This is a genomic window from Ruegeria sp. HKCCD7255, assembly GCF_013031565.1.
Classification (GTDB): Bacteria; Pseudomonadota; Alphaproteobacteria; order Rhodobacterales; family Rhodobacteraceae; genus Ruegeria.
The window spans coordinates 79,301-97,253 of record NZ_WQAG01000006.1 but is presented as its reverse complement, the minus strand read 5'-3'; the positions used below and the strand labels follow the sequence as shown (position 1 = coordinate 97,253).

At 58.4% G+C, this 17,953-nt stretch carries 17 protein-coding genes; 10 read left to right on the top strand and 7 right to left on the bottom strand.

Annotated features, from left to right (window positions below; genetic code table 11):
• Positions 1–198: 198 nt before the first annotated feature.
• From dapE to rnr, 3 genes are read left to right on the top strand one after another with little or no spacing between them, the layout of a single operon-like run.
• The gene (dapE, locus tag GOX45_RS12670; protein WP_171101443.1) at positions 199–1,338 is read left to right on the top strand and encodes a succinyl-diaminopimelate desuccinylase; all 1,140 of its coding nucleotides are present in this window, start codon (positions 199–201) and stop codon (positions 1,336–1,338) included.
• Positions 1,339–1,341: 3 nt separating this feature from the next.
• Positions 1,342–1,917: a TIGR04282 family arsenosugar biosynthesis glycosyltransferase gene (locus GOX45_RS12665; protein WP_171101441.1), complete on the top strand. Its 576-nt coding sequence runs from the start codon at positions 1,342–1,344 to the stop codon at positions 1,915–1,917.
• Between the two features lie 47 nt (positions 1,918–1,964).
• Positions 1,965–4,223, top strand: coding sequence for a ribonuclease R (gene rnr / locus GOX45_RS12660; protein WP_171101438.1), 2,259 nt, complete (start codon positions 1,965–1,967; stop codon positions 4,221–4,223).
• Here rnr and GOX45_RS12655 read toward each other — a convergent pair.
• Together GOX45_RS12655 and GOX45_RS12650 are read right to left on the bottom strand one after the other, a co-directional pair.
• Complete coding sequence (locus GOX45_RS12655; RefSeq protein WP_171101436.1) at positions 4,214–4,600, bottom strand: DUF1801 domain-containing protein; 387 nt, start codon at positions 4,598–4,600, stop codon at positions 4,214–4,216. The two genes, rnr and GOX45_RS12655, sit on opposite strands and share 10 nt — an antisense overlap.
• Positions 4,597–5,292, bottom strand: a complete 696-nt coding sequence (locus GOX45_RS12650; RefSeq protein WP_254446014.1) for a glutathione S-transferase family protein — start codon at positions 5,290–5,292, stop codon at positions 4,597–4,599. Before GOX45_RS12650 ends, GOX45_RS12655 begins: the two co-directional genes overlap by 4 nt.
• A gap of 81 nt (positions 5,293–5,373) precedes the next feature.
• On the opposite strand from GOX45_RS12650, the gene GOX45_RS12645 reads away from it, so the two are divergent.
• Positions 5,374–6,087 (top strand): YafY family protein, encoded by a 714-nt coding sequence (locus GOX45_RS12645; RefSeq protein WP_171101702.1) that lies wholly within the window; start codon positions 5,374–5,376, stop codon positions 6,085–6,087.
• Positions 6,088–6,173: 86 nt separating this feature from the next.
• Positions 6,174–7,466 carry a lytic murein transglycosylase gene (locus GOX45_RS12640; RefSeq protein WP_254446013.1) on the top strand — a complete coding sequence of 431 codons (1,293 nt, stop codon included), beginning with the start codon at positions 6,174–6,176 and terminating at the stop codon, positions 7,464–7,466.
• A 77-nt stretch (positions 7,467–7,543) separates the two neighbouring features.
• On the opposite strand, the gene GOX45_RS12635 is transcribed toward GOX45_RS12640, so the two are convergent.
• Positions 7,544–8,941: an aspartate aminotransferase family protein gene (locus tag GOX45_RS12635; protein ID WP_171101431.1), complete on the bottom strand. Its 1,398-nt coding sequence runs from the start codon at positions 8,939–8,941 to the stop codon at positions 7,544–7,546.
• 76 nt (positions 8,942–9,017) lie between these two features.
• Positions 9,018–9,701 (bottom strand): GntR family transcriptional regulator, encoded by a 684-nt coding sequence (locus GOX45_RS12630; RefSeq protein ID WP_171101429.1) that lies wholly within the window; start codon positions 9,699–9,701, stop codon positions 9,018–9,020.
• Between the two features lie 142 nt (positions 9,702–9,843).
• Here GOX45_RS12630 and GOX45_RS12625 point away from each other — a divergent pair, with 142 nt between their 5' ends.
• The 5 genes from GOX45_RS12625 (at position 9,844) to GOX45_RS12605 (ending at position 15,132) form a co-directional block, all read left to right on the top strand.
• A complete protein-coding gene (locus GOX45_RS12625; RefSeq protein WP_171101427.1) occupies positions 9,844–10,929 on the top strand; it encodes a polyamine ABC transporter substrate-binding protein in 1,086 nt (361 codons plus the stop codon).
• Positions 10,930–11,001: 72 nt separating this feature from the next.
• Positions 11,002–12,129 carry an ABC transporter ATP-binding protein gene (locus GOX45_RS12620; RefSeq protein ID WP_171101426.1) on the top strand — a complete coding sequence of 376 codons (1,128 nt, stop codon included), beginning with the start codon at positions 11,002–11,004 and terminating at the stop codon, positions 12,127–12,129.
• Positions 12,129–13,019 carry an ABC transporter permease subunit gene (locus tag GOX45_RS12615; protein WP_171101424.1) on the top strand — a complete coding sequence of 297 codons (891 nt, stop codon included), beginning with the start codon at positions 12,129–12,131 and terminating at the stop codon, positions 13,017–13,019. Before GOX45_RS12620 ends, GOX45_RS12615 begins: the two co-directional genes overlap by 1 nt.
• Positions 13,016–13,834: an ABC transporter permease gene (locus tag GOX45_RS12610; protein WP_171101422.1), complete on the top strand. Its 819-nt coding sequence runs from the start codon at positions 13,016–13,018 to the stop codon at positions 13,832–13,834. Before GOX45_RS12615 ends, GOX45_RS12610 begins: the two co-directional genes overlap by 4 nt.
• A complete protein-coding gene (locus GOX45_RS12605) occupies positions 13,831–15,132 on the top strand; it encodes an FAD-binding oxidoreductase (protein WP_171101420.1) in 1,302 nt (433 codons plus the stop codon). The genes GOX45_RS12610 and GOX45_RS12605 overlap by 4 nt, the downstream gene beginning before the upstream one ends.
• Here the strand turns inward: GOX45_RS12605 and GOX45_RS12600 are convergent.
• The 3 genes from GOX45_RS12600 to GOX45_RS12590 are packed head-to-tail and all read right to left on the bottom strand — an operon-like array spanning position 15,118 to position 17,933.
• The gene (locus tag GOX45_RS12600) at positions 15,118–16,002 is read right to left on the bottom strand and encodes a phosphotransferase (protein WP_371808978.1); all 885 of its coding nucleotides are present in this window, start codon (positions 16,000–16,002) and stop codon (positions 15,118–15,120) included. The two genes, GOX45_RS12605 and GOX45_RS12600, sit on opposite strands and share 15 nt — an antisense overlap.
• Before the next feature lie 56 nt (positions 16,003–16,058).
• Positions 16,059–16,724 carry a flagellar hook capping FlgD N-terminal domain-containing protein gene (locus GOX45_RS12595; protein ID WP_171101417.1) on the bottom strand — a complete coding sequence of 222 codons (666 nt, stop codon included), beginning with the start codon at positions 16,722–16,724 and terminating at the stop codon, positions 16,059–16,061.
• 3 nt (positions 16,725–16,727) lie between these two features.
• Positions 16,728–17,933, bottom strand: coding sequence for a flagellar hook-length control protein FliK (locus GOX45_RS12590; RefSeq protein ID WP_171101416.1), 1,206 nt, complete (start codon positions 17,931–17,933; stop codon positions 16,728–16,730).
• Positions 17,934–17,953 lie beyond the last annotated feature (20 nt).

Sequence of the window (17,953 nt, the reverse complement as noted above, 5' to 3'; positions counted from 1 at the left end):
TCTGTTTGGCGGCGCTGTAGCGCAATTTGGCGGGGTACGGCAAGTACATCGCCGCGTAAGTTAATGCGTTTTTTAATGTATCCACTAATGCGCGAATATGCGTCTTACACGTAAATTCCCCTGTTGGGCTTGGCATTCCGTACAATTCATTGAATCTGTGCGTGAACTCGAAGCTGATTCACGAATACGAGGCGTTTGATGACTGATCCCGTCCGGTTGACCGCAGAGCTGGTCCGTTGCCCTTCCGTCACACCTGAGGAAGGCGGTGCGCTGGTCCTGCTGGAAGAGCAACTGACGGATGCGGGTTTTGAATGCACCCGCGTCGATCGAGGCGGCATCGCAAACCTGTTTGCGCGCTGGGGTGAACAGGGTCATGTACAGACCTTTGGCTTTAACGGTCACACGGATGTGGTACCCGTGGGAGATGCGGCCGCGTGGACAAAGCCTCCGTTTGGGGCCGAGATACATGATGGTATTCTCTATGGCCGCGGTGCGACCGATATGAAATCCGGTGTGGCTGCCTTTGCTGCGGCGGCGATTGATTTCGTGCGGGATACGCCGCCAGACGGGGCTGTCATTCTGGCCATAACTGGCGATGAAGAGGCTGACGCGCTGGATGGCACCACCGCACTGCTTGATTATATGGACCAGGCCAACGAGCGCATGAGCGTTTGTCTGGTGGGCGAGCCGACCTGCCCCAACCATATGGGTGAGATGATCAAGATCGGTCGCCGGGGATCGATGACCGCCTGGTTCACGATCACGGGCGTGCAGGGGCATTCGGCCTATCCGCATCGCGCTAAGAACCCCCTGCCCGCAATGGCGCGTCTGATGGATCGCTTGGCCAGTCACGAGTTGGATCAGGGCACCGATCATTTTGATGCTTCGACCCTTGCGGTTGTCACTATTGATGCAAGCAATCCGGCGACCAATGTGATCCCGGCGCAGTGCAGCGCGACGGTCAATATTCGGTTCAACGACACCCACACGGGCGCCAGCCTCAGCGACTGGTTGCGGTCCGAGGCCGCGCGGGTGGCAGAAGAGTTCGACGTTGAGGCGGATGTCAGGATCAAAATCTCGGGTGAGAGCTTTTTGACCCCGCCCGGTGCGCTGTCGGATTTGGTGGCAAAAGCTGTCGAGGCCGAAACCGGTGTGTCGCCCGAGCTTTCGACCACCGGTGGCACCTCGGACGCGCGGTTCATCAAGTCGCACTGCCCTGTGGTCGAGTTCGGCCTGGTCGGACGCACTATGCACCAAGTGGATGAAAGCGTTGAGGTTGCTCAGATCGAACAACTCAAAGCGATCTACATGCGTATTCTGGCGGATTATTTCGCCTAATCCATGCAGCGCACTCTTGTCATCATGGTCAAGGAACCGCGCCCGGGGCGGGTCAAAACGCGGTTGGGTCGCGATATCGGCATGGTCGGAGCCTCGTGGTGGTTTCGGCACCAGACCCGGACGCTGATCCGCCGGTTGCGTGACCCTCGTTGGCAGATCGTCTTGGCCGTGTCCCCGGATCGAGAGGGGTTGATCAGTCGCGTCTGGCCCGCTGATTTACCGCGCGCCGCACAAGGGCGGGGCGATCTGGGTCAAAGGATGGGGCGTATGTTGCGCTCGATGCCAAAAGGGGCGGTTTGCCTGATTGGTGCGGATATTCCGGGCATTACCCCAAGCCATATTGCGCGGGCGTTCAAGGCATTGGGGCAGGCCCAGATGGTGTTTGGACCAGCCCCGGATGGAGGTTATTGGCTGGTTGGCGCGCAACGCTATGCCGCTTTGCCGCGCGGTGTGTTTGATAATGTCCGGTGGTCAACCGAATATGCTCTGGCAGATACATTGGCCTCGGTTCCCGGCTGCCGTGTGGCCTTGCTGGATCACTTGCGGGATGTCGACACAGTGGCCGATCTGAAAGCCTGACAGTTTTTGGTCATGACGCGGTCGCAAACGCATGATACGCCGGGGACATGAGTCGTATTCCCACGAAGCAGGAGGTCCTCGACTGGATCTCGGCGAACCCTACCCTGACCTCGAAACGCGATATCGCCAAGGCCTTTGGCATCAAGGGCGCGGATCGGATTGATCTTAAGCGTATCCTGAAAGAGCTGGAGGCCGAAGGCCATCTGGAAAAGCGCAAACGCAGCTATCGCGACCCTGATCGTCTGCCACTGGTCAGCGTGTTGCAGGTCAAGGCTCCGAACGCGGATGGCGACCTGTTCGCGCGCCCGCTGGAATGGCATGGCGAAGGGGTTGAGCCTGTTGTTCTGATCATTGCACGCGCCAGTGATCCCGCGCTGGGCGAGGGCGACCGGATTCTGGCACGGCTGACCGTGGTGCATGAGGAAGACCATAATTACGAGGCCCGGCTGATCCGTCGTATCGGGACCAACCCGCGCAAGATCGTCGGCATCTTTCGCAAAGGGGCCGAGGGCGGGCGGATTGTGCCCATCGACAAAGCCGGATCAACCGAGTGGCTGGTGCCTGAGGGCGCTGTGCTGGGTGCGAAGGATGGCGAATTGGTCGAAGCCGAACAGGCCGGACCCAAAAACCGTATGGGATTGCCCCGCGCCCGCATTGTAGAACGGTTAGGCGATCCGGCAGCCCCCAAGGCTGTGTCGCTTATTGCGATCCATCAGCACGGTATCCCCGATGATTTCCCCGACAAGGTGATTGCCGAGGCAGACGCCGCCAAGCCTGCTGGCCTGAAGGGGCGCGAAGATCTGCGCGATATGCCACTGCTGACCATCGACCCGTCAGATGCGCGCGATCACGATGACGCTTGTTACGCTCATGCCGATGACGACCCGAAAAACCTCGGCGGGCATGTGATCTGGGTCGCTATTGCTGACGTTGCCGCTTATGTCACGCCCGGCACCGCGCTGGATCGTGAGGCGCGCAAGCGTGGCAATTCCAGCTATTTTCCCGACCGGGTGGTGCCGATGCTGCCGGACCGGCTGTCTGGCGATCTGTGTTCCCTGCACGAAGGTGTCCCGCGCGCCTGTATCGCGGTGCGGATGCAGATCGATGCGGATGGCAACAAGATCGGCCACCGGTTCGTGCGCGGCCTGATGCGCTCGGTTGCGTCGTTGCATTATGCCGAGGTGCAAGAGGCAATCGACGGCTCCCCCAATGACCGTACCGGGCCGTTGCTGGAAACGGTGTTGAAGCCGCTTTATGCCGCTTATGCGGCGTTGAAAAAGGCGCGGGCAGAGCGGCAGCCCTTGGAACTGGACCTGCCGGAACGCAAGATCGTGTTGAGCGATACGGGCGAAGTGACCAGCGTGGCGTTCCGCGACCGGCTGGATGCGCATAAGCTGATAGAAGAGTTCATGATCCTCGCCAATGTCGCCGCGGCTGAGACTCTGATCGCCAAGCGCCGCCCATTGCTGTACCGCGTGCATGAAGAACCCGCGCCTGAAAAGCTGGAAAGCCTACGGGAAACGGCGCAAGCGGCAGGCTTGAATCTGGCCAAAGGGCAGGTGCTGCAAACCCGCCACCTGAACGCGCTGCTGAACGCCGCTGCCGGAACCGAAGATGCCGAGCTGATCAACCTGACCACGCTGCGGTCCATGGCGCAGGCCTATTACAACCCCGAGAATTTCGGCCATTTCGGCTTGGCGCTGCGCAATTATGCGCATTTTACCTCGCCGATCCGACGGTATGCTGACCTGATCGTGCACCGCTCGCTGATCTCGGCCCATGGCTGGGGCAAGGATGGGTTGACCGAGGACGAAATCACACGGCTGGACGAAACGGCAACCCATATCTCGGACACGGAACGCCGCTCGATGATGGCCGAGCGTGATACCACGGATCGCTATCTGGCGGCCTATCTCAGCGAGCGGGTGGGCAATGAGTTTTCGGGCCGGATCAGCGGCATCGCCCGGTTCGGGGCCTTTGTGAAGATGGACGAAACCGGAGCGGACGGACTGGTGCCTGTGCGGTCGCTGGGGCGGGAATTCTTTCACTTTGATCGTGAGGCGGGGACCTTGATGGGTGCTGATACCGGGCTGATCATCGCCATTGGTCAGCGTGTGACCGTGCGCCTGACCGAAGCCACACCCGTGACCGGCGGGCTGGAACTGGAGTTGTTGTCCATCGATGACAAGGCCCTGCCTCGCGGTCGCAGTCCTGCCGGGCGGTCTACACGTCGCAAGGCGGTCAGCACAAAGCGCAAGAAAGACAAGACCAAACGCAAGGTCGAACGCAAACGCCGTCAGAGATGATAGGTGAGCGCACGTGCAATCAACCAGCCGTGACGGGTCGGGTCGATTTGCGCGGGATCGTCGAACAACACAGCCCGGTTGCCATCGATCCGGTCATCGCCGGGAAAGGCTGTGGTGAAATCCCCCATCAACCGACTCTGGCAATGCACGAACAGGGCGAATGATGCGGATTTGTGGCTGCCCAGCCGGATCGTAGATCCTTTGGGCGCAAGATAGGCGGGCTGACCCCAACGCAGAGCCTCTTGCAGGGGTTGCGCAGCGGGTAGGGACGCGGCTGTCTCGAAAACAAGCGCGCGCAGGGCCATGGCACCCGCGCGCGTGTCTTCGGGCAGCGCTTTGAAGGCATTTGCCACTTTGGGGTCGTCAAAGGGCGTCATAGCGGTATCGCCTGCTCCATCCGGTCCACATAACTGTTCAACAGGTTATCCTGTTTGATCCGTCGCGTCAGCGGCGTGTCTGCGGGTGTGGCGCGCATTGCAGCCAGCATTGGGCCAACGCTCATGTCGGCGGCGGTCGGTGTGGCGCCCATCAGGTAAGGCGATTGCCACAGATAGGCAGAAATCGCCTCGAGATCATGTTCCAAGCGGTCTTGCCTTTCGGCCTGGGAAAACCGCCCGATCCCTTGCGCCCGTGTGCCTTTCAGAACCGATCTGCGGATCGCATTCGAAACAGGCCTGCGGATCAGAGAGGGAATCTCGGTGAAAAAGGTCTCACGCAGGATCGGCCACACCTCATCATTGCCCCAGCGATCCAGAACGATGTGGAAATACAGATGTTCTTCTGCAAGCCGTATCAACCCGCGCGATTGGGCTTTCTGCACGTCGGTGAGCCCCGCATCGAAATCCACACCTTGAGCCTCTAGCCAGTCACGGATCGAGTCGCTGTCGGGCACCAGGCGTTCAGGTGTGCGCAGCACCGGGAGTTTCTGATGCGGCATCTGGCGGGGATCCAGCATGTCAAAGCGTCGCCAATGCTGGCCTGCAAACTGCAGCATCAGCGCGGTCTTTACGCAGAACGGGCTGGCACTGTACTGGCCAAAGGCGGACGGGAAGGTAAGTAGGGTCAACATCGTCAGCTCCATCTTGAGATGTGATATGAATATGTTTGCCTGATGACAGAAAGTGTCATCAAGACTAAGGTACGTTCTGATATGTCCCGTACCGCCCGTCTCTTCCAATTGATGCAAGCCCTTCGATCTGGGCCCTCGCCGAAAACCTCGGTTCAACTCTCGCAGGATCTGGGGGTCTCGGCCCGGACCATCCACCGAGATATCGACGCGTTGCGCGGGCTGGGTGCGGTGATCGACGGAGAAGCCGGATTTGGTTTCACCCTTATCGAAGACGCGACCTTGCCGCCTTTGGGGTTCACAGATGATGAGCTTGAAGCGTTGGTGCTGGGTTTGCGTGAAGTTCAGGCGATTGGCGATCCGGGCCTGGCCGACGCAGCTGGTGCCGCTTTGCGCAAGTTGCAGGGGCGATTGCCACCAAGACAGTCGCACCGCTTGAGCCATGCAGTGTTGGCAGCGACGCGATTTTCCCGCCCCGCGAAACCGACAGTTGATGTCAGCGCCTTACGTCAAGCCACCTGGGATGAGCGCGTCATAGCATTTTCATATGCTGATGCCAAAGGCGACGAGACAGAACGCAAGGTCAATCCTCTGAGTATCGTATACATGGATCGCGCCAGCGTGTTGTTATCCTGGTGTCACCTGCGGCAGGATTTTCGTGTCTTCCGCTTGGACCGGATGCAGGCAATGTCCGTTCTGGATGAAAGCTTTCGGCCCAATCGGATACCACTGCTGCGCAAGGCTTTGGCGCGCTTGCGGGCCGAGCGCGAAGCAAGATCCTGCGAGGCGGATGTCTGAACGCTTTGTCCGATTCAACTTTTGCGCTATTCTTGAGATGAGCAGTAATCAGGAAAATCGGAATGCGAAAATGCATAAGCGGCGTTATGACCGCTGCATTATGGGCATCCATAGTGCAGGCGGATCTTCCCAATTCATCCCTTCGGCCTCAGGTGCGGATCACCGACGAGACCGCCCGATTGGCCTCGGCCGATCTGACCGCGTCGATCAGGCCGGTATTGCGACCTTCGGCTGAGGTTCGGCGGGTGTCAGTTGAAAGCAATGCCAGGTTTCAGGCCTGGGTCAGCGCCTTTCGCGGTCGCGCAAGCGCGCAGGGGATATCACAGGCTACTCTGGATGCAGCACTGGCGGGTATCACCTATGACAAAGACGTCATAGAGCGCGACCGCAATCAGGCCGAATTCTCGAAGCCGATCTGGGACTATCTGGGCTCGGCGGTGTCAGACCAACGGATCGCAAATGGCCGCGCGGCGTTGGAGCAGCACCGACGCGTTCTGAACCAGATTGAACGCCGATATGGCGTCGAGAAAGAGGTTGTGACGGCGATCTGGGGCCTTGAGACGTCGTTCGGCAGTTTCCGTGGCAACAACCAAACGATCCAGTCCCTGGCAACGCTGGCTTTCGATGCCCGGCGGGCGTCTTTCTTTGAAACGCAGTTGGTGGCTGCCCTTCAGATCTTGCAGTCCGGGGACACAACACCGGCCAACATGCGCGGCAGTTGGGCCGGTGCGATGGGGCATACGCAGTTCATGCCGACCTCGTATCTTGAGCACGCGGTTGACTTTGATCGCGACGGGCGGCGCGACATATGGTCGGATGATCCCACTGATGCGCTGGCCTCGGCTGCGTCATACCTGGCCCGGCATGGTTGGACCAAGGGCCAGCCCTGGGCCGTTGAAGTGCGCCTGCCACAGGGGTTCGACTATGCCACGGCGCGGCGGGATTTCACTTTGTTACCGTCCGATTGGGCCGCGCGGGGAGTGCTTGCCAAAACCGGCCAACCGGTGCCGGATCACGGCGAGGCCGCGATTCTGCTGCCAGCGGGCGGACGCGGGGTCGCGCTGATGATCTTTGACAATTTCGGGGTCATTGAGCGGTATAATGGCGCAGACGCCTATGTGATCGGGATCGGCCATCTATCCGACCGATTGCGCGGAGCGCCCCCGTTTCAGGGCGCTTGGCCAAAAGGGGATCGGATCCTGAGTTTCTCGGAACGCAAAGAGCTGCAGCAGCGCCTGACGGAAGCTGGTTTCGACACCAAAGGCGTCGACGGGCGAACCGGTCCGAACACCATCGATGCCGTACGGGCATATCAACTCGCGCAAGGCCTATTACCCGATGGTTACGCGTCGTTCACCCTGTTGGAACGATTGCGATAAGGGGAAGGGGGGCATTGCCGCCGTCGCCTCACCGCGCCCCGCCCCGTGGTATTTTTGGCCAGATGATGCTGTGCGGATTAAGACGCCGCCTGCATCAAACCTTGTGCGATGATCTCGGCGTGTGCTTCGTCCAGCGATTTGTGGATGCGGACGAACATTTCGTCGATATCGGCAGGTGTCAGGATCAGCGGTGGTGAGATGATCATACGGTCGCCCACATGGCGCATGATCAGGTTGTTGGCAAAGCAGCGGTCGCGGCAGATGTACCCGATAGTCCCCGGTGCGGATGCGAATTTGGCGCGGCTGGCCTTGACCGGTGTCAGCGCGATTGACGCCATCATGCCGACGATCTTTGCTTCACCCACCAGCGGGTGGTCAGCCAGCGCCTCCCATTTCTCTTTCAAATAGGGCGCTGCCACGTCGCGAACGTGCTCGACGATCTTTTCCTCTTCGAGGATACGCAGGTTCTCCAACGCGACAGCCGCAGCGACCGGGTGGCCGGAATATGTATAGCCGTGATTGAACTCGGTGCCGCCGATTACCTCAGCAATCTCGTCATTGACGATCGAGCCACCGATAGGCGCGTAGCCCGAGCTGAGGCCCTTGGCGATGGTCATGATATGGGGCTTGATGCCGACGGTTTGTGATCCGAACCAGTTGCCGGTGCGACCAAATCCGCAGATCACCTCATCCGCGATCAGCAGGATGTCATACTTATCGCAAATGCGCTGGATTTCCGGCCAATAGGTGTCGGGGGCGACGATTACACCGCCTGCGCCCTGCACAGGCTCGGCGATGAAGGCAGCAACGCGGTCTTCGCCCAGCTCCAAAATCGCCTCTTCCAACTCGCGCGCGCGGGCCAGGCCGAAGTCTTCGGGTGACATGTCGCCACCTTCGGCCCACCAGTTGGGCTGATTGATGTGATGGATGTTTGGGATCGGGATGCCGCCCTGGGCATGCATACCAACCATGCCGCCCAGTGAAGCAGAGCCCACGGACGAGCCGTGATAGGCGTTCTTGCGGCTGATGATGATATTTTTGTCGGGCTGGCCCTTTTCTGCCCAATAGGTGCGAACCAGACGGATGTTGGTGTCGTTTGCCTCGGACCCGCCCGCGGCGAAGAAAACGTGGTTCAAATCACCCGGAGCCAGCTCGGCGATTTTTGCGGCCAAAGCGATGGCGGGCACATGGGTCGTTTTGAAAAACGTGTTGTAATATGGCAGCTCGCGCATCTGGCGCGCGGCGACGTCGGCCAGCTCATCCCGACCATATCCGATATTGACGCACCACAGACCTGCCATCGCGTCTAGAATCTCTTCGCCTTCGCTGTCCGTCAGATAGACACCTTTGGCCCGTGTGATGACGCGGGCGCCTTCTTGCCCCAGCGCGCCATTGGCCGAAAACGGGTGCATGTGATGGGCCGCGTCCAAGGCCTGCAGTTCGGCGGTGGGCATGTGGTTGGTGATGGGTGTCATTGGTTTGGTTCCCGCGAAAGAGGTTTGTCGCAAGAATATGATCAAATTTTTGAGTGTCAAACAAATCGTGCTTTGGTCACGATCCGCTGAAGGTGCCGACCATCAATTCCATACCCTGCCGTATATCATCAGCCGTGGCCTTGGCTGCGGCTTCGACATCCCGGGCGCGCAGGGCCGTCAGGATTTCCTTGTGCCGGTCCGGCAGGCTTTGCGTGCCAAAACGGCCACAAACAACGCGCATGGACGGTCCAAATCGCAACCAGAGCCGACCCGCCAGGTCCGCAAGAATCGGCGCTTCCGCCGCAGCGTACAAAGACTCGTGGAACGCGTGGTTCAGGCGCAAGTAGCTGCTGACATCTCCCGCAGTGATCGCGGCATCAAGTTGCTGGTCGATTTCCTCCAGCCGGTCGATCTCGACCTTTGGGATTTGCACGGCGGCGCGGCGGGAAATCTCTGATTCTATTGATATTCTTGCAAATATGATCTGTTCGACTGCAGAATCGTCCAGTTCGGGAACGCTGACCCTTCGGTTTCCCTTGAAGATCAGTGCCCCGTCCGAGATCAGACGGCGAATGGCCTCGCGCACAGGGGTCATCCCGGCGCCGAGTGATTCGGTCAGACCTTGAATGGTAATGGCCTGACCGGGCACGATGTCACCGAACAGAATCTGCGATTTCAGTTCTTCATATACAATTGTGTGCGCGGGCAGGTTTTCGTCACGCGTTGTGCCCTCGCCTGCCTTTTTTTTGATCAAATTCAACGGGTGTGTCCCAATTCATGTTGTCCTGTCTTGCCAGGAATTCGGCCTCGTGAAAGCATAGCTTCCGTGGGCGGTAAAAGCAAAACTTGATCAAATCATACAAACTGTGACAAGTTTCCGCAAAATTAATGGGGAGAAGAAGATGAAGAAGACTACGCTGATGTTGACAGCGATCGCTGCATTGGGGACTTCGGCGGCTTTGGCCGAAGAGGTGCGCGTTTACAATTGGTCGGACTATATCGACGAAGATCTGCTGACCAAGTTCGAAGAAGAGACGGGCCTGACCCTGATCTATGATGTGTTCGACAGCAACGAAGTATTGGAAACCAAAATGCTGGCCGGTGGATCCGGCTATGATGTTGTGGTTCCCTCGGGCACATTCTTACAGCGTCAAATCTCGGCCGGTGCGTTCCAACCACTCGACAACGCACAACTGTCGAATGCAGGCAACCTTTGGGATGTGATCCAAGACCGTACGGCAGGCTATGACCCGGACAACGCGTATTCGATCAACTATATGTGGGGCACCACCGGAATCGGTGTGAACGTTGGCAAGGTTCAAGAGGTTTTGGGAGCCGATGCCCCGCTGAACAGCATGGAACTGGTGCTCAATCCTGAGAATATGGAAAAGCTGGCCTCTTGCGGGGTGCATTTCCTGGATGCTCCGTCCGAGATCATTCCTATGGTCCTGCAATATCTGGGTGAAGACCCCGACAGCCACGATACAGACGTGATCAGCAAGACCGAAGAGGTACTGACTGCGGTTCGCCCGCATATTCAGAAATTCCATAGTTCTGAGTACATCAACGCGCTGGCAAATGGTGACATCTGTGTGGCTGTTGGCTGGTCGGGGGATATCCTGCAAGCACGCGACCGCGCGGCAGAGGCTGAGAATGGTGTCGAGATTGAATACCATCCCTTCGCCGAAGGCTCGTTGATGTGGTTCGACCAGATGGCCATACCGGTCGATGCTCCGAACCCGGAAGGGGCGCATAAGTTCCTGAACTTCATTCTGGATGCCAACAATATGGCGGCGGCGTCGAACTATGTGTACTACGCCAACGGCAACAAGGCCTCGCAAGAGTTTCTGGAAGAAGACGTGATCGGCGATCCGGCGATTTACCCGGATGATGCGACGATGCAGAACCTCTATATCACCACGCCCTATCCGCAGAAGACTCAGCGTGTGGTGACCCGTCTGTGGACCAAGATCAAATCGGGTACCTGATCCGGTTTCTCTGCGCAAGGCGATCCGCTCGCCTTGCGCGTTTTTCGTTCTGATCGACAAACGGGGGCTGATTTGAGCGCAACTGTCTTTGCACCGTGGGATGACCCGCAAGCTGAACCGTTGATCCAGTTTCAGAACGTATCCAAGCGTTTTGGCGATTTCACGGCAATCGACAACCTGTCGCTGGACATTTTCGAACGAGAGTTCTTTGCCCTGCTTGGCCCATCAGGCTGCGGCAAGACCACCATGATGCGGATGCTGGCCGGGTTCGAAAAGCCGACTGATGGCCACATTCTGCTGGGCGGACGCGATATCGACCCGGTGCCACCGAACAAACGCGCTGTGAACATGATGTTCCAGTCCTACGCGTTGTTCCCGCATCTTAGCATCTGGGAAAACATTGCCTTTGGTCTGCGCCGGGACAACATGCCCAAGCACGATCTGGAAGAGCGCGTCGAAGAGATGCTGCGCCTGACCCGGCTTGAGAAATTTGCCCGCCGCAAACCGCATCAAATCTCAGGCGGTCAACGGCAGAGGGTTGCTTTGGCCCGCTCATTGGCAAAGGCGCCCAAGCTGCTTTTGTTGGACGAACCCCTTGGGGCGTTGGACAAGAAACTGCGACAGGATACGCAGTTTGAATTGATGGATATTCAGGAAAAGACCGGTACCACTTTTGTGATCGTGACCCACGATCAGGAAGAGGCCATGACCGTTGCCAGCCGTGTCGCCGTTATGGATCAGGGCCAATTGATGCAGGTGGCGACACCGGACCGGATATATGAAACCCCGGCTTCGGTTTATGTGGCTGACTTTATTGGGGACGTGAACATTATTCAGGGCCGCGCGACGGCTCAGGGCGACGAAAGCTATCAGGTCGACTGGGCCGAGGGCCAGCCGGCCTTGCTGGCCAAGTCGGCGACCGCGTTTGACACGGGCCAGACCTGTCATTTGGCCATCCGCCCGGAAAAGGTGGCGATCTCGGCCGACCGTCCAACGGATGCCGTCAACGCTGTGCAGGGTAAGGTCCATGACATCGCGTATCTGGGCAATCTGTCGACCTATCATGTGCAACTGGCCGACGGCACGATCATCAAGGCGCAGACGGCTAACACCCGCCGCATCTCGCGCCGGTCCTTTACCTGGGAAGACCCGGTCTGGCTGTCCTGGACAGCGACGGCAGCGGTCTTATTGGCCAACTGATGCGCCGGGCCCTGCTGATCGCGCTGCCCTATGTCTGGTTGCTGGTGCTGTTTCTGGTGCCGTTCCTCATCGTCCTGAAGATCTCGCTGTCAGACACTGAACTGGCCATTCCGCCCTATACGCCGACCCTGGATCTGACCCAGGGATGGGCCGGGATAAAGGATTTCTTCAGCCAGCTGGATTTTGAAAATTTCGTCTGGTTGACCGAGGACGACCTCTATTGGAAAGCCTATCTCTCCAGCGTCAAGATCGCCGTGATCTCGACCTTCTTTACGCTGTTGGTGGGTTATCCGATTGCCTATGGCATGGCGCGCGCGCCCGAGGAATGGCGCCCGACCCTGATGATGCTGGTGATCCTGCCTTTCTGGACCTCGTTCCTGATCCGCGTCTATGCGTGGATGGGCATCCTGTCGAATGAAGGTTATCTGAACCAGCTCTTACTCTGGACGGGCATAATTTCGACCCCATTGACCATTCTGAACACGCAAACGGCAGTCTATATCGGCATCGTTTACACCTATCTGCCGTTCATGATCCTGCCGATCTATTCCGCGTTGGAACGCATGGACGGATCGCTGATCGAAGCCGCCGAAGATCTGGGCTGTTCGCGTGCGCAAGCCTTTTGGCTGGTGACTGTACCCTTGTCGCGCCCCGGTATCATCGCAGGCTGTTTCCTGGTCATGATCCCGGTGATTGGTGAGTTCGTGATCCCCTCGCTACTGGGCGGCTCAGGCACGTTGATGATCGGCAAGGTTCTGTGGGAGGAGTTCTTCTCGAACCGAGACTGGCCCGTGGCCAGCGCCGTGGCGGTGGTGCTGCTGCTGATCCTGATCATCCCCATCGTTCTGTTCCAGCGCAACCAGCAAAAACAGACGGAGGCCGATCAATGAACAGGCTCAGCTGGTTCAACGCTGTCTCTCTGACGCTGGGATTTGCCTTCCTCTATATCCCGATGATCATCCTGATCATCTTCAGCTTTAACGAAAGCAAACTGGTTACGGTCTGGGCCGGGTTCTCGACGAAATGGTACGGCGAACTGGTCCAGAACGAGGCGTTTCTGGATGCGGCCTGGGTCACGATCCGCGTGGCGGTCTTTTCCTCGACGCTGGCCACCATTCTGGGCACGGCCGCGGCCTATGTTCTGGTGCGCGGTGGGCGATTCTTCGGTCGAACACTGTTTTCCGGAATGATCTATGCGCCACTGGTGATGCCCGAAGTGATCACCGGCCTGTCGTTGCTGTTGCTGTTCATCGGCATCGGGCTGGATCGCGGCATCCTGACCATTGTTCTGGCCCATACGACCTTTTCGATGTGCTTTGTCTCGGTTGTGGTCTCATCCCGTTTGGTCACGTTTGACCGGTCACTGGAAGAGGCCGCGCTGGATTTGGGGTGTTCGCCGGCACAGGCATTCCGGTTGGTGACCTTGCCGATCATTGCACCTGCGGTGATTTCGGGCTGGTTGTTGGCCTTCACCCTGTCGCTGGACGATCTGGTGATCGCGTCTTTCACTTCGGGGCCGTCAGCAACAACCTTGCCGATCAAGATATTCTCGGCTGTGCGCCTTGGGGTCAGCCCCGAGATCAATGCGCTGTCGACCTTGATGATCGCAGCAGTGACGATCGGAGTGATCACAGCTTCATTGGTCACCAAACGCGCCATGATGCGGCAAAAACAGGATGAATTGGCCGCCGCGCGCACCGAATGAAACGGATATTTCCACCTTTTGCCTATGGCCCGAAACCACGTGCCGGGTGTTGGTGGGATGAAACCATCGCTGCCCCGGACTGGCCGTGCCTAAAGGGCGATCTGAACACCGATGTTGCGATTGTCGGGGCCGGGTTTACCGGAGTATCGGCTGCGTTGCACTTGGCACAGGTTGGGGCCCGCGTCGTGGTGCTCGAGGCCGGAAGCCCGGGATGGGGGGCGTCGGGACGCAATGGCGGGTTTTGTTGTTTGGGTGGGTCCAAACTTGGCCACGCATCGATGGCACGTCGCTATGGGCCTTCGGCGGCGGATGCCTACGCAGAAGCCGAAGCTCAGGCCGTCAATCTGGTCGCGGATTTTTTGGCGAAACACCAAATCGAAGCCGACACGCATTCCAAGGGAGAAACTCAGCTGGCCCACACACCCCGCGCGATGGAGCGATTGCGGCGCTCGGCAGCGGACGGGGGGGTTTTGCACGAACGCACGGATTTACCTCACCTGGGTCTCGGGGGCAGGTTCTTTGGCGGATATACGCTTCAGACTGGCTTTGGCCTGAACCCCCGAAAATATCTGTTTGGTTTGGCAAAGGCGGCACAAGTCCAAGGCGCTGCTTTTTACCATAACAGCGCAGTACTCGACATTGGAAAGCAGCGAGGCGGCTTTGACCTGACTACGCCGCAAGGCAAATTGCGCGCTGGGCAGGTGTTGATCTGCACCAATGGGTATTCCAGCGAGGATATCCCATCATGGATGGCTGGGCGTTATATGCCGGTGCAATCGTCGATCATGGTCACCCGCCCTTTGACCGAGCAAGAGTTGCAGGATCAAGGTTGGACAAGTGATCAGATGTGCTACGACACGCGACATCTGTTGCACTATTTTCGTTTGATGCCAGATCGTCGATTTCTGTTTGGTATGCGCGGAGGTCTTCGGGCGTCTCCGAGGGCCGAAGCAGGAACGATGCGCAAACTGCGATCAGACTTCGCAACCATGTTCCCCAAATGGGCTCAGGTTGACGCGACCCATAGCTGGTCAGGCTTTGTTTGTATGTCGCGCGATCTGGTCCCTTATGTTGGGCCCGTGCCCGGCCAACCCGGGATGTTCGCAGGCTTTGCCTATCACGGAAATGGCGTGGCGATGGGGACCTATTGCGGGCGCGCTCTGGCGCGGCTGGCCTTGGGGCAACAGACGGACCTGCCCGCGCCTTTGGCTCAAGTACCCAAACGGTTTCCGCTTGGCCGATGGCGACGGGCGTTGATGCCAATCGCCTATGCGGCGCTTACCTTAGCCGACCTCTGAGTTGCGCAGTGCCTCGAGTTCCAGCTCAAACCCTTGTTGGTAGTCCGGTGCTCCGGTCTCAATTCGCCACAGACAATAGGCGGCCATACGCCACGCATACCACGGCTTTAGGGCTTTATAGCGAGCAATGATGTGCGGGTCGGCGTAGGCCGTAAGGAACCGCGCCACCTCGACTTGCGTCAAAGCTGCGCCACGATAAAGATGCTGCATCGCCGGGGACAGAAACAGAGCCAAATCTTCGGACGGGTCCCCAAGGCTGGGGCATTGCCAGTCGATCAGTGTCAATCCGGCTGGGGCGACGAGGATGTTGCCCGGAACCGGATCTCCGTGGATAAGCACAGGGAGGGGCGTCGGGGCGATTTCGCCTTTTGGTTCTTGTCGCGCAATGTGTGTGGACTGCTCAGACCGACACAAACGAAGGATCGCGCGCGTTTGAGCTGCCAGCGCTGCGCTGCCATTGCGGCCCTTGGGGGCGGCGACCTTTGGTGACAAGTTATGCAGCTTTTGCAGAAGCTCGGCTACAGGTTCCGGATCTTGCTCCCATGGTGTGCCTGCGGCGTGATCATAGTAGACCCAATTGTCATTTTCGAACCGCCCTGTGGCGCGCAACTCGGGCACGAAACCCGAAGTGCTCAACGCCTGAAGGCAGGCTGCTTCAAGCTGCGCATCATTGCGAAACATCGGGTTCTGGAAATCCGTTTTGTAAAGTTTCAAAACGGTGTCTGACCCTTTGCCCAGGACCTTCCAAACCTGATTGGTGCGCCCGCCATAGAACATTTCAAAGCGGACGCCCTCGTCAACCAATCCACGCGCACGCAGTTGGGGTACGAGGCCCGGGGGCGGAGCAAGAGGGTCGGTCAGGGCGGCCACCAACAGCTAGGGTCGACTTTTGTTTTGCCACGTTCTGACCTGCCATTCGCTTTAGATCAAGCGCTTGCGCGCACGCCCGAGATTGAATCGGCCGCAATCGTTGCGCCGCTGTCCAAGGTAAGCACGACCGACCCACCCTCGACCTGCGCCTCGACTACGCGGCTATATGAGGCCACCGGGCTGGTTGAGATGATCTCACCGTTCTCATAGCTTTCCAACGTTGCGGAGTAGGACCCCGCCGAAAAGGGCGCGCCGCTGGAATCAACTCCGGCCCATTGGAATTCGTTTTGGTCTGGCGCAATGGCCGCCGTGTCGACCACTTCGCCAGATGCGTCGCGGATTACCAGTTTGACCTGATCTGCACTTGCATCGGCGGCTGCGGTCAGGGTGATGGGTTCATCGGTGAACTGGAACGCAGCTGTCGAGCGGACATCAACTCCGACCCAGTTCCCAAGCTCTTCCAGATTGATGCTGCCCAAAGCCAAGGCCAGTTCTGACAGAAGATCATTGGTCTGCACCTGCTGTTCAACCATCGAGAACTGCGCCAATTGCGAAGCGTATTCCGACGAATCCAACGGTTCAAGCGGGTCCTGATTTCGGGCTTGTGTGGTTAGCATAAGCAGGAAGGTTTCGAAATCCGAGGTCAGCGCCGAGCTGTGCGCATTGTTGGCCGGCGACTGCCCGGTGTTGGATTGCGTCGTCGCGCTTGTCTCAGAGATCATCGGTCAAAGCCTCATATCAAGGCCCCGATCGGGGCCGGTTTTAGGGGGAGGCGCAGTCGTTTCGGCCTCGTCAAGTTGAAGAGCCTCGCTGGTTGCGGCGTCCTGAGCAGTGCTGTCACCGCCCTTTCCGGTGTTATTCGACATGCCAAGATCAAAACTCAGATCGCTGTAGCCCAGCTTTTGAAATTCCGAGGACAGGACAGCCAAATGTCGGCGCATCAGGTCCAGTGCTTCGGGTCTTTCGGCTGCGATTGTCAGTTGAAACCCGTCCTCGCGCCCGTTCAGTATGATCGAGACGCGGCCCAGTTCTTCGGGGTTGAGCGCAATCTCGATCGCCCCGGAGCCAGGCTTGGCCGAAATCGCCGCAGCCATTTGCCCTGCGATAGCCCGCGCGGTATCAGCGCGGGCCGTGTTCATCATCTGAGACGCAGAGAGATCGCGCGCAACTTGGGTGTTCAAGGTCTCTTTGGCCGAGGCGGCCCATTCTCCCTCAGAACTTTGCATCGGGTCCGCGCGGAGTTCAAACATCTCGACTGATCGCGCCATAGTGGGCGCCACAGGTTTTTGAACTTGCGGCATTTCAGGCTTGATCGGCTCAATCGGTTGCGAAATTCTTCGGATAAGCTCGACGGGTGGGGCCTCAACCGGCTTGGTTGTCTTCGCGGTTGGTCTTGCCATGTGGTTATTGGCCAACGCAGTCTGAGCGTTGCTCAGCCCGAACGCAAATTCGAAGATCTGCGGGTTTTGCGGTTTGTTGGGGGTCGTTTCGAATTCGGATCGATCGACTGGTCGAGTTTGGGGTGAATCAGCGGGTGTTGCTGCGTTTTCTGACCGTAAAGCAATGGCGGTTTGAGCGACCGCAGGCTTGTCTGAACTTTCTGTTTCCAGTCCCGTCAGATCATTATGTTCATGTGGCTCACCAAAAGGTTCTGTTGGCCCGGTTGCGATGGCTGCAATCTGGATCTGCGGTTCATCGGTATCTGTTGCAGCAGGTTCGAGAGCCGCAAGATCGTCGGATGGTTCCTCTTCTGTTTCGGGCGAAATTGGCGTGATCGTTTGCGCGACATCCCGTTCTTCGATCAAACCGACTTTTTCCAACACATCCGAAAAGGCCGGATGCGTAAGCGCATCGTCAGTCTGATGCTTAGGGCCCCCAGAATTGGAGGCTGCGGAAAGCGTAGTCAGCATGGCTGTCAGAGGGTTGGGCATTTTGCTCCGGCTCCGTTGGT

Excerpts from the sequence above, each read along its gene's own strand:
- dapE (WP_171101443.1), top strand. The coding sequence starts at position 199 with ATGACTGATCCCGTCCGGTTGACCGCAGAGCTGGTCCGTTGCCCTTCC.
- GOX45_RS12665 (WP_171101441.1), top strand. The coding sequence starts at position 1,342 with ATGCAGCGCACTCTTGTCATCATGGTCAAGGAACCGCGCCCGGGGCGG.
- rnr (WP_171101438.1), top strand. The coding sequence starts at position 1,965 with ATGAGTCGTATTCCCACGAAGCAGGAGGTCCTCGACTGGATCTCGGCG.
- GOX45_RS12655 (WP_171101436.1), bottom strand. The coding sequence starts at position 4,600 with ATGACGCCCTTTGACGACCCCAAAGTGGCAAATGCCTTCAAAGCGCTG.
- GOX45_RS12650 (WP_254446014.1), bottom strand. The coding sequence starts at position 5,292 with ATGTTGACCCTACTTACCTTCCCGTCCGCCTTTGGCCAGTACAGTGCC.
- GOX45_RS12645 (WP_171101702.1), top strand. The coding sequence starts at position 5,374 with ATGTCCCGTACCGCCCGTCTCTTCCAATTGATGCAAGCCCTTCGATCT.
- GOX45_RS12640 (WP_254446013.1), top strand. The coding sequence starts at position 6,174 with ATGACCGCTGCATTATGGGCATCCATAGTGCAGGCGGATCTTCCCAAT.
- GOX45_RS12635 (WP_171101431.1), bottom strand. The coding sequence starts at position 8,941 with ATGACACCCATCACCAACCACATGCCCACCGCCGAACTGCAGGCCTTG.
- GOX45_RS12625 (WP_171101427.1), top strand. The coding sequence starts at position 9,844 with ATGAAGAAGACTACGCTGATGTTGACAGCGATCGCTGCATTGGGGACT.
- GOX45_RS12615 (WP_171101424.1), top strand. The coding sequence starts at position 12,129 with ATGCGCCGGGCCCTGCTGATCGCGCTGCCCTATGTCTGGTTGCTGGTG.
- GOX45_RS12610 (WP_171101422.1), top strand. The coding sequence starts at position 13,016 with ATGAACAGGCTCAGCTGGTTCAACGCTGTCTCTCTGACGCTGGGATTT.
- GOX45_RS12605 (WP_171101420.1), top strand. The coding sequence starts at position 13,831 with ATGAAACGGATATTTCCACCTTTTGCCTATGGCCCGAAACCACGTGCC.
- GOX45_RS12595 (WP_171101417.1), bottom strand. The coding sequence starts at position 16,724 with ATGATCTCTGAGACAAGCGCGACGACGCAATCCAACACCGGGCAGTCG.
- GOX45_RS12590 (WP_171101416.1), bottom strand. The coding sequence starts at position 17,933 with ATGCCCAACCCTCTGACAGCCATGCTGACTACGCTTTCCGCAGCCTCC.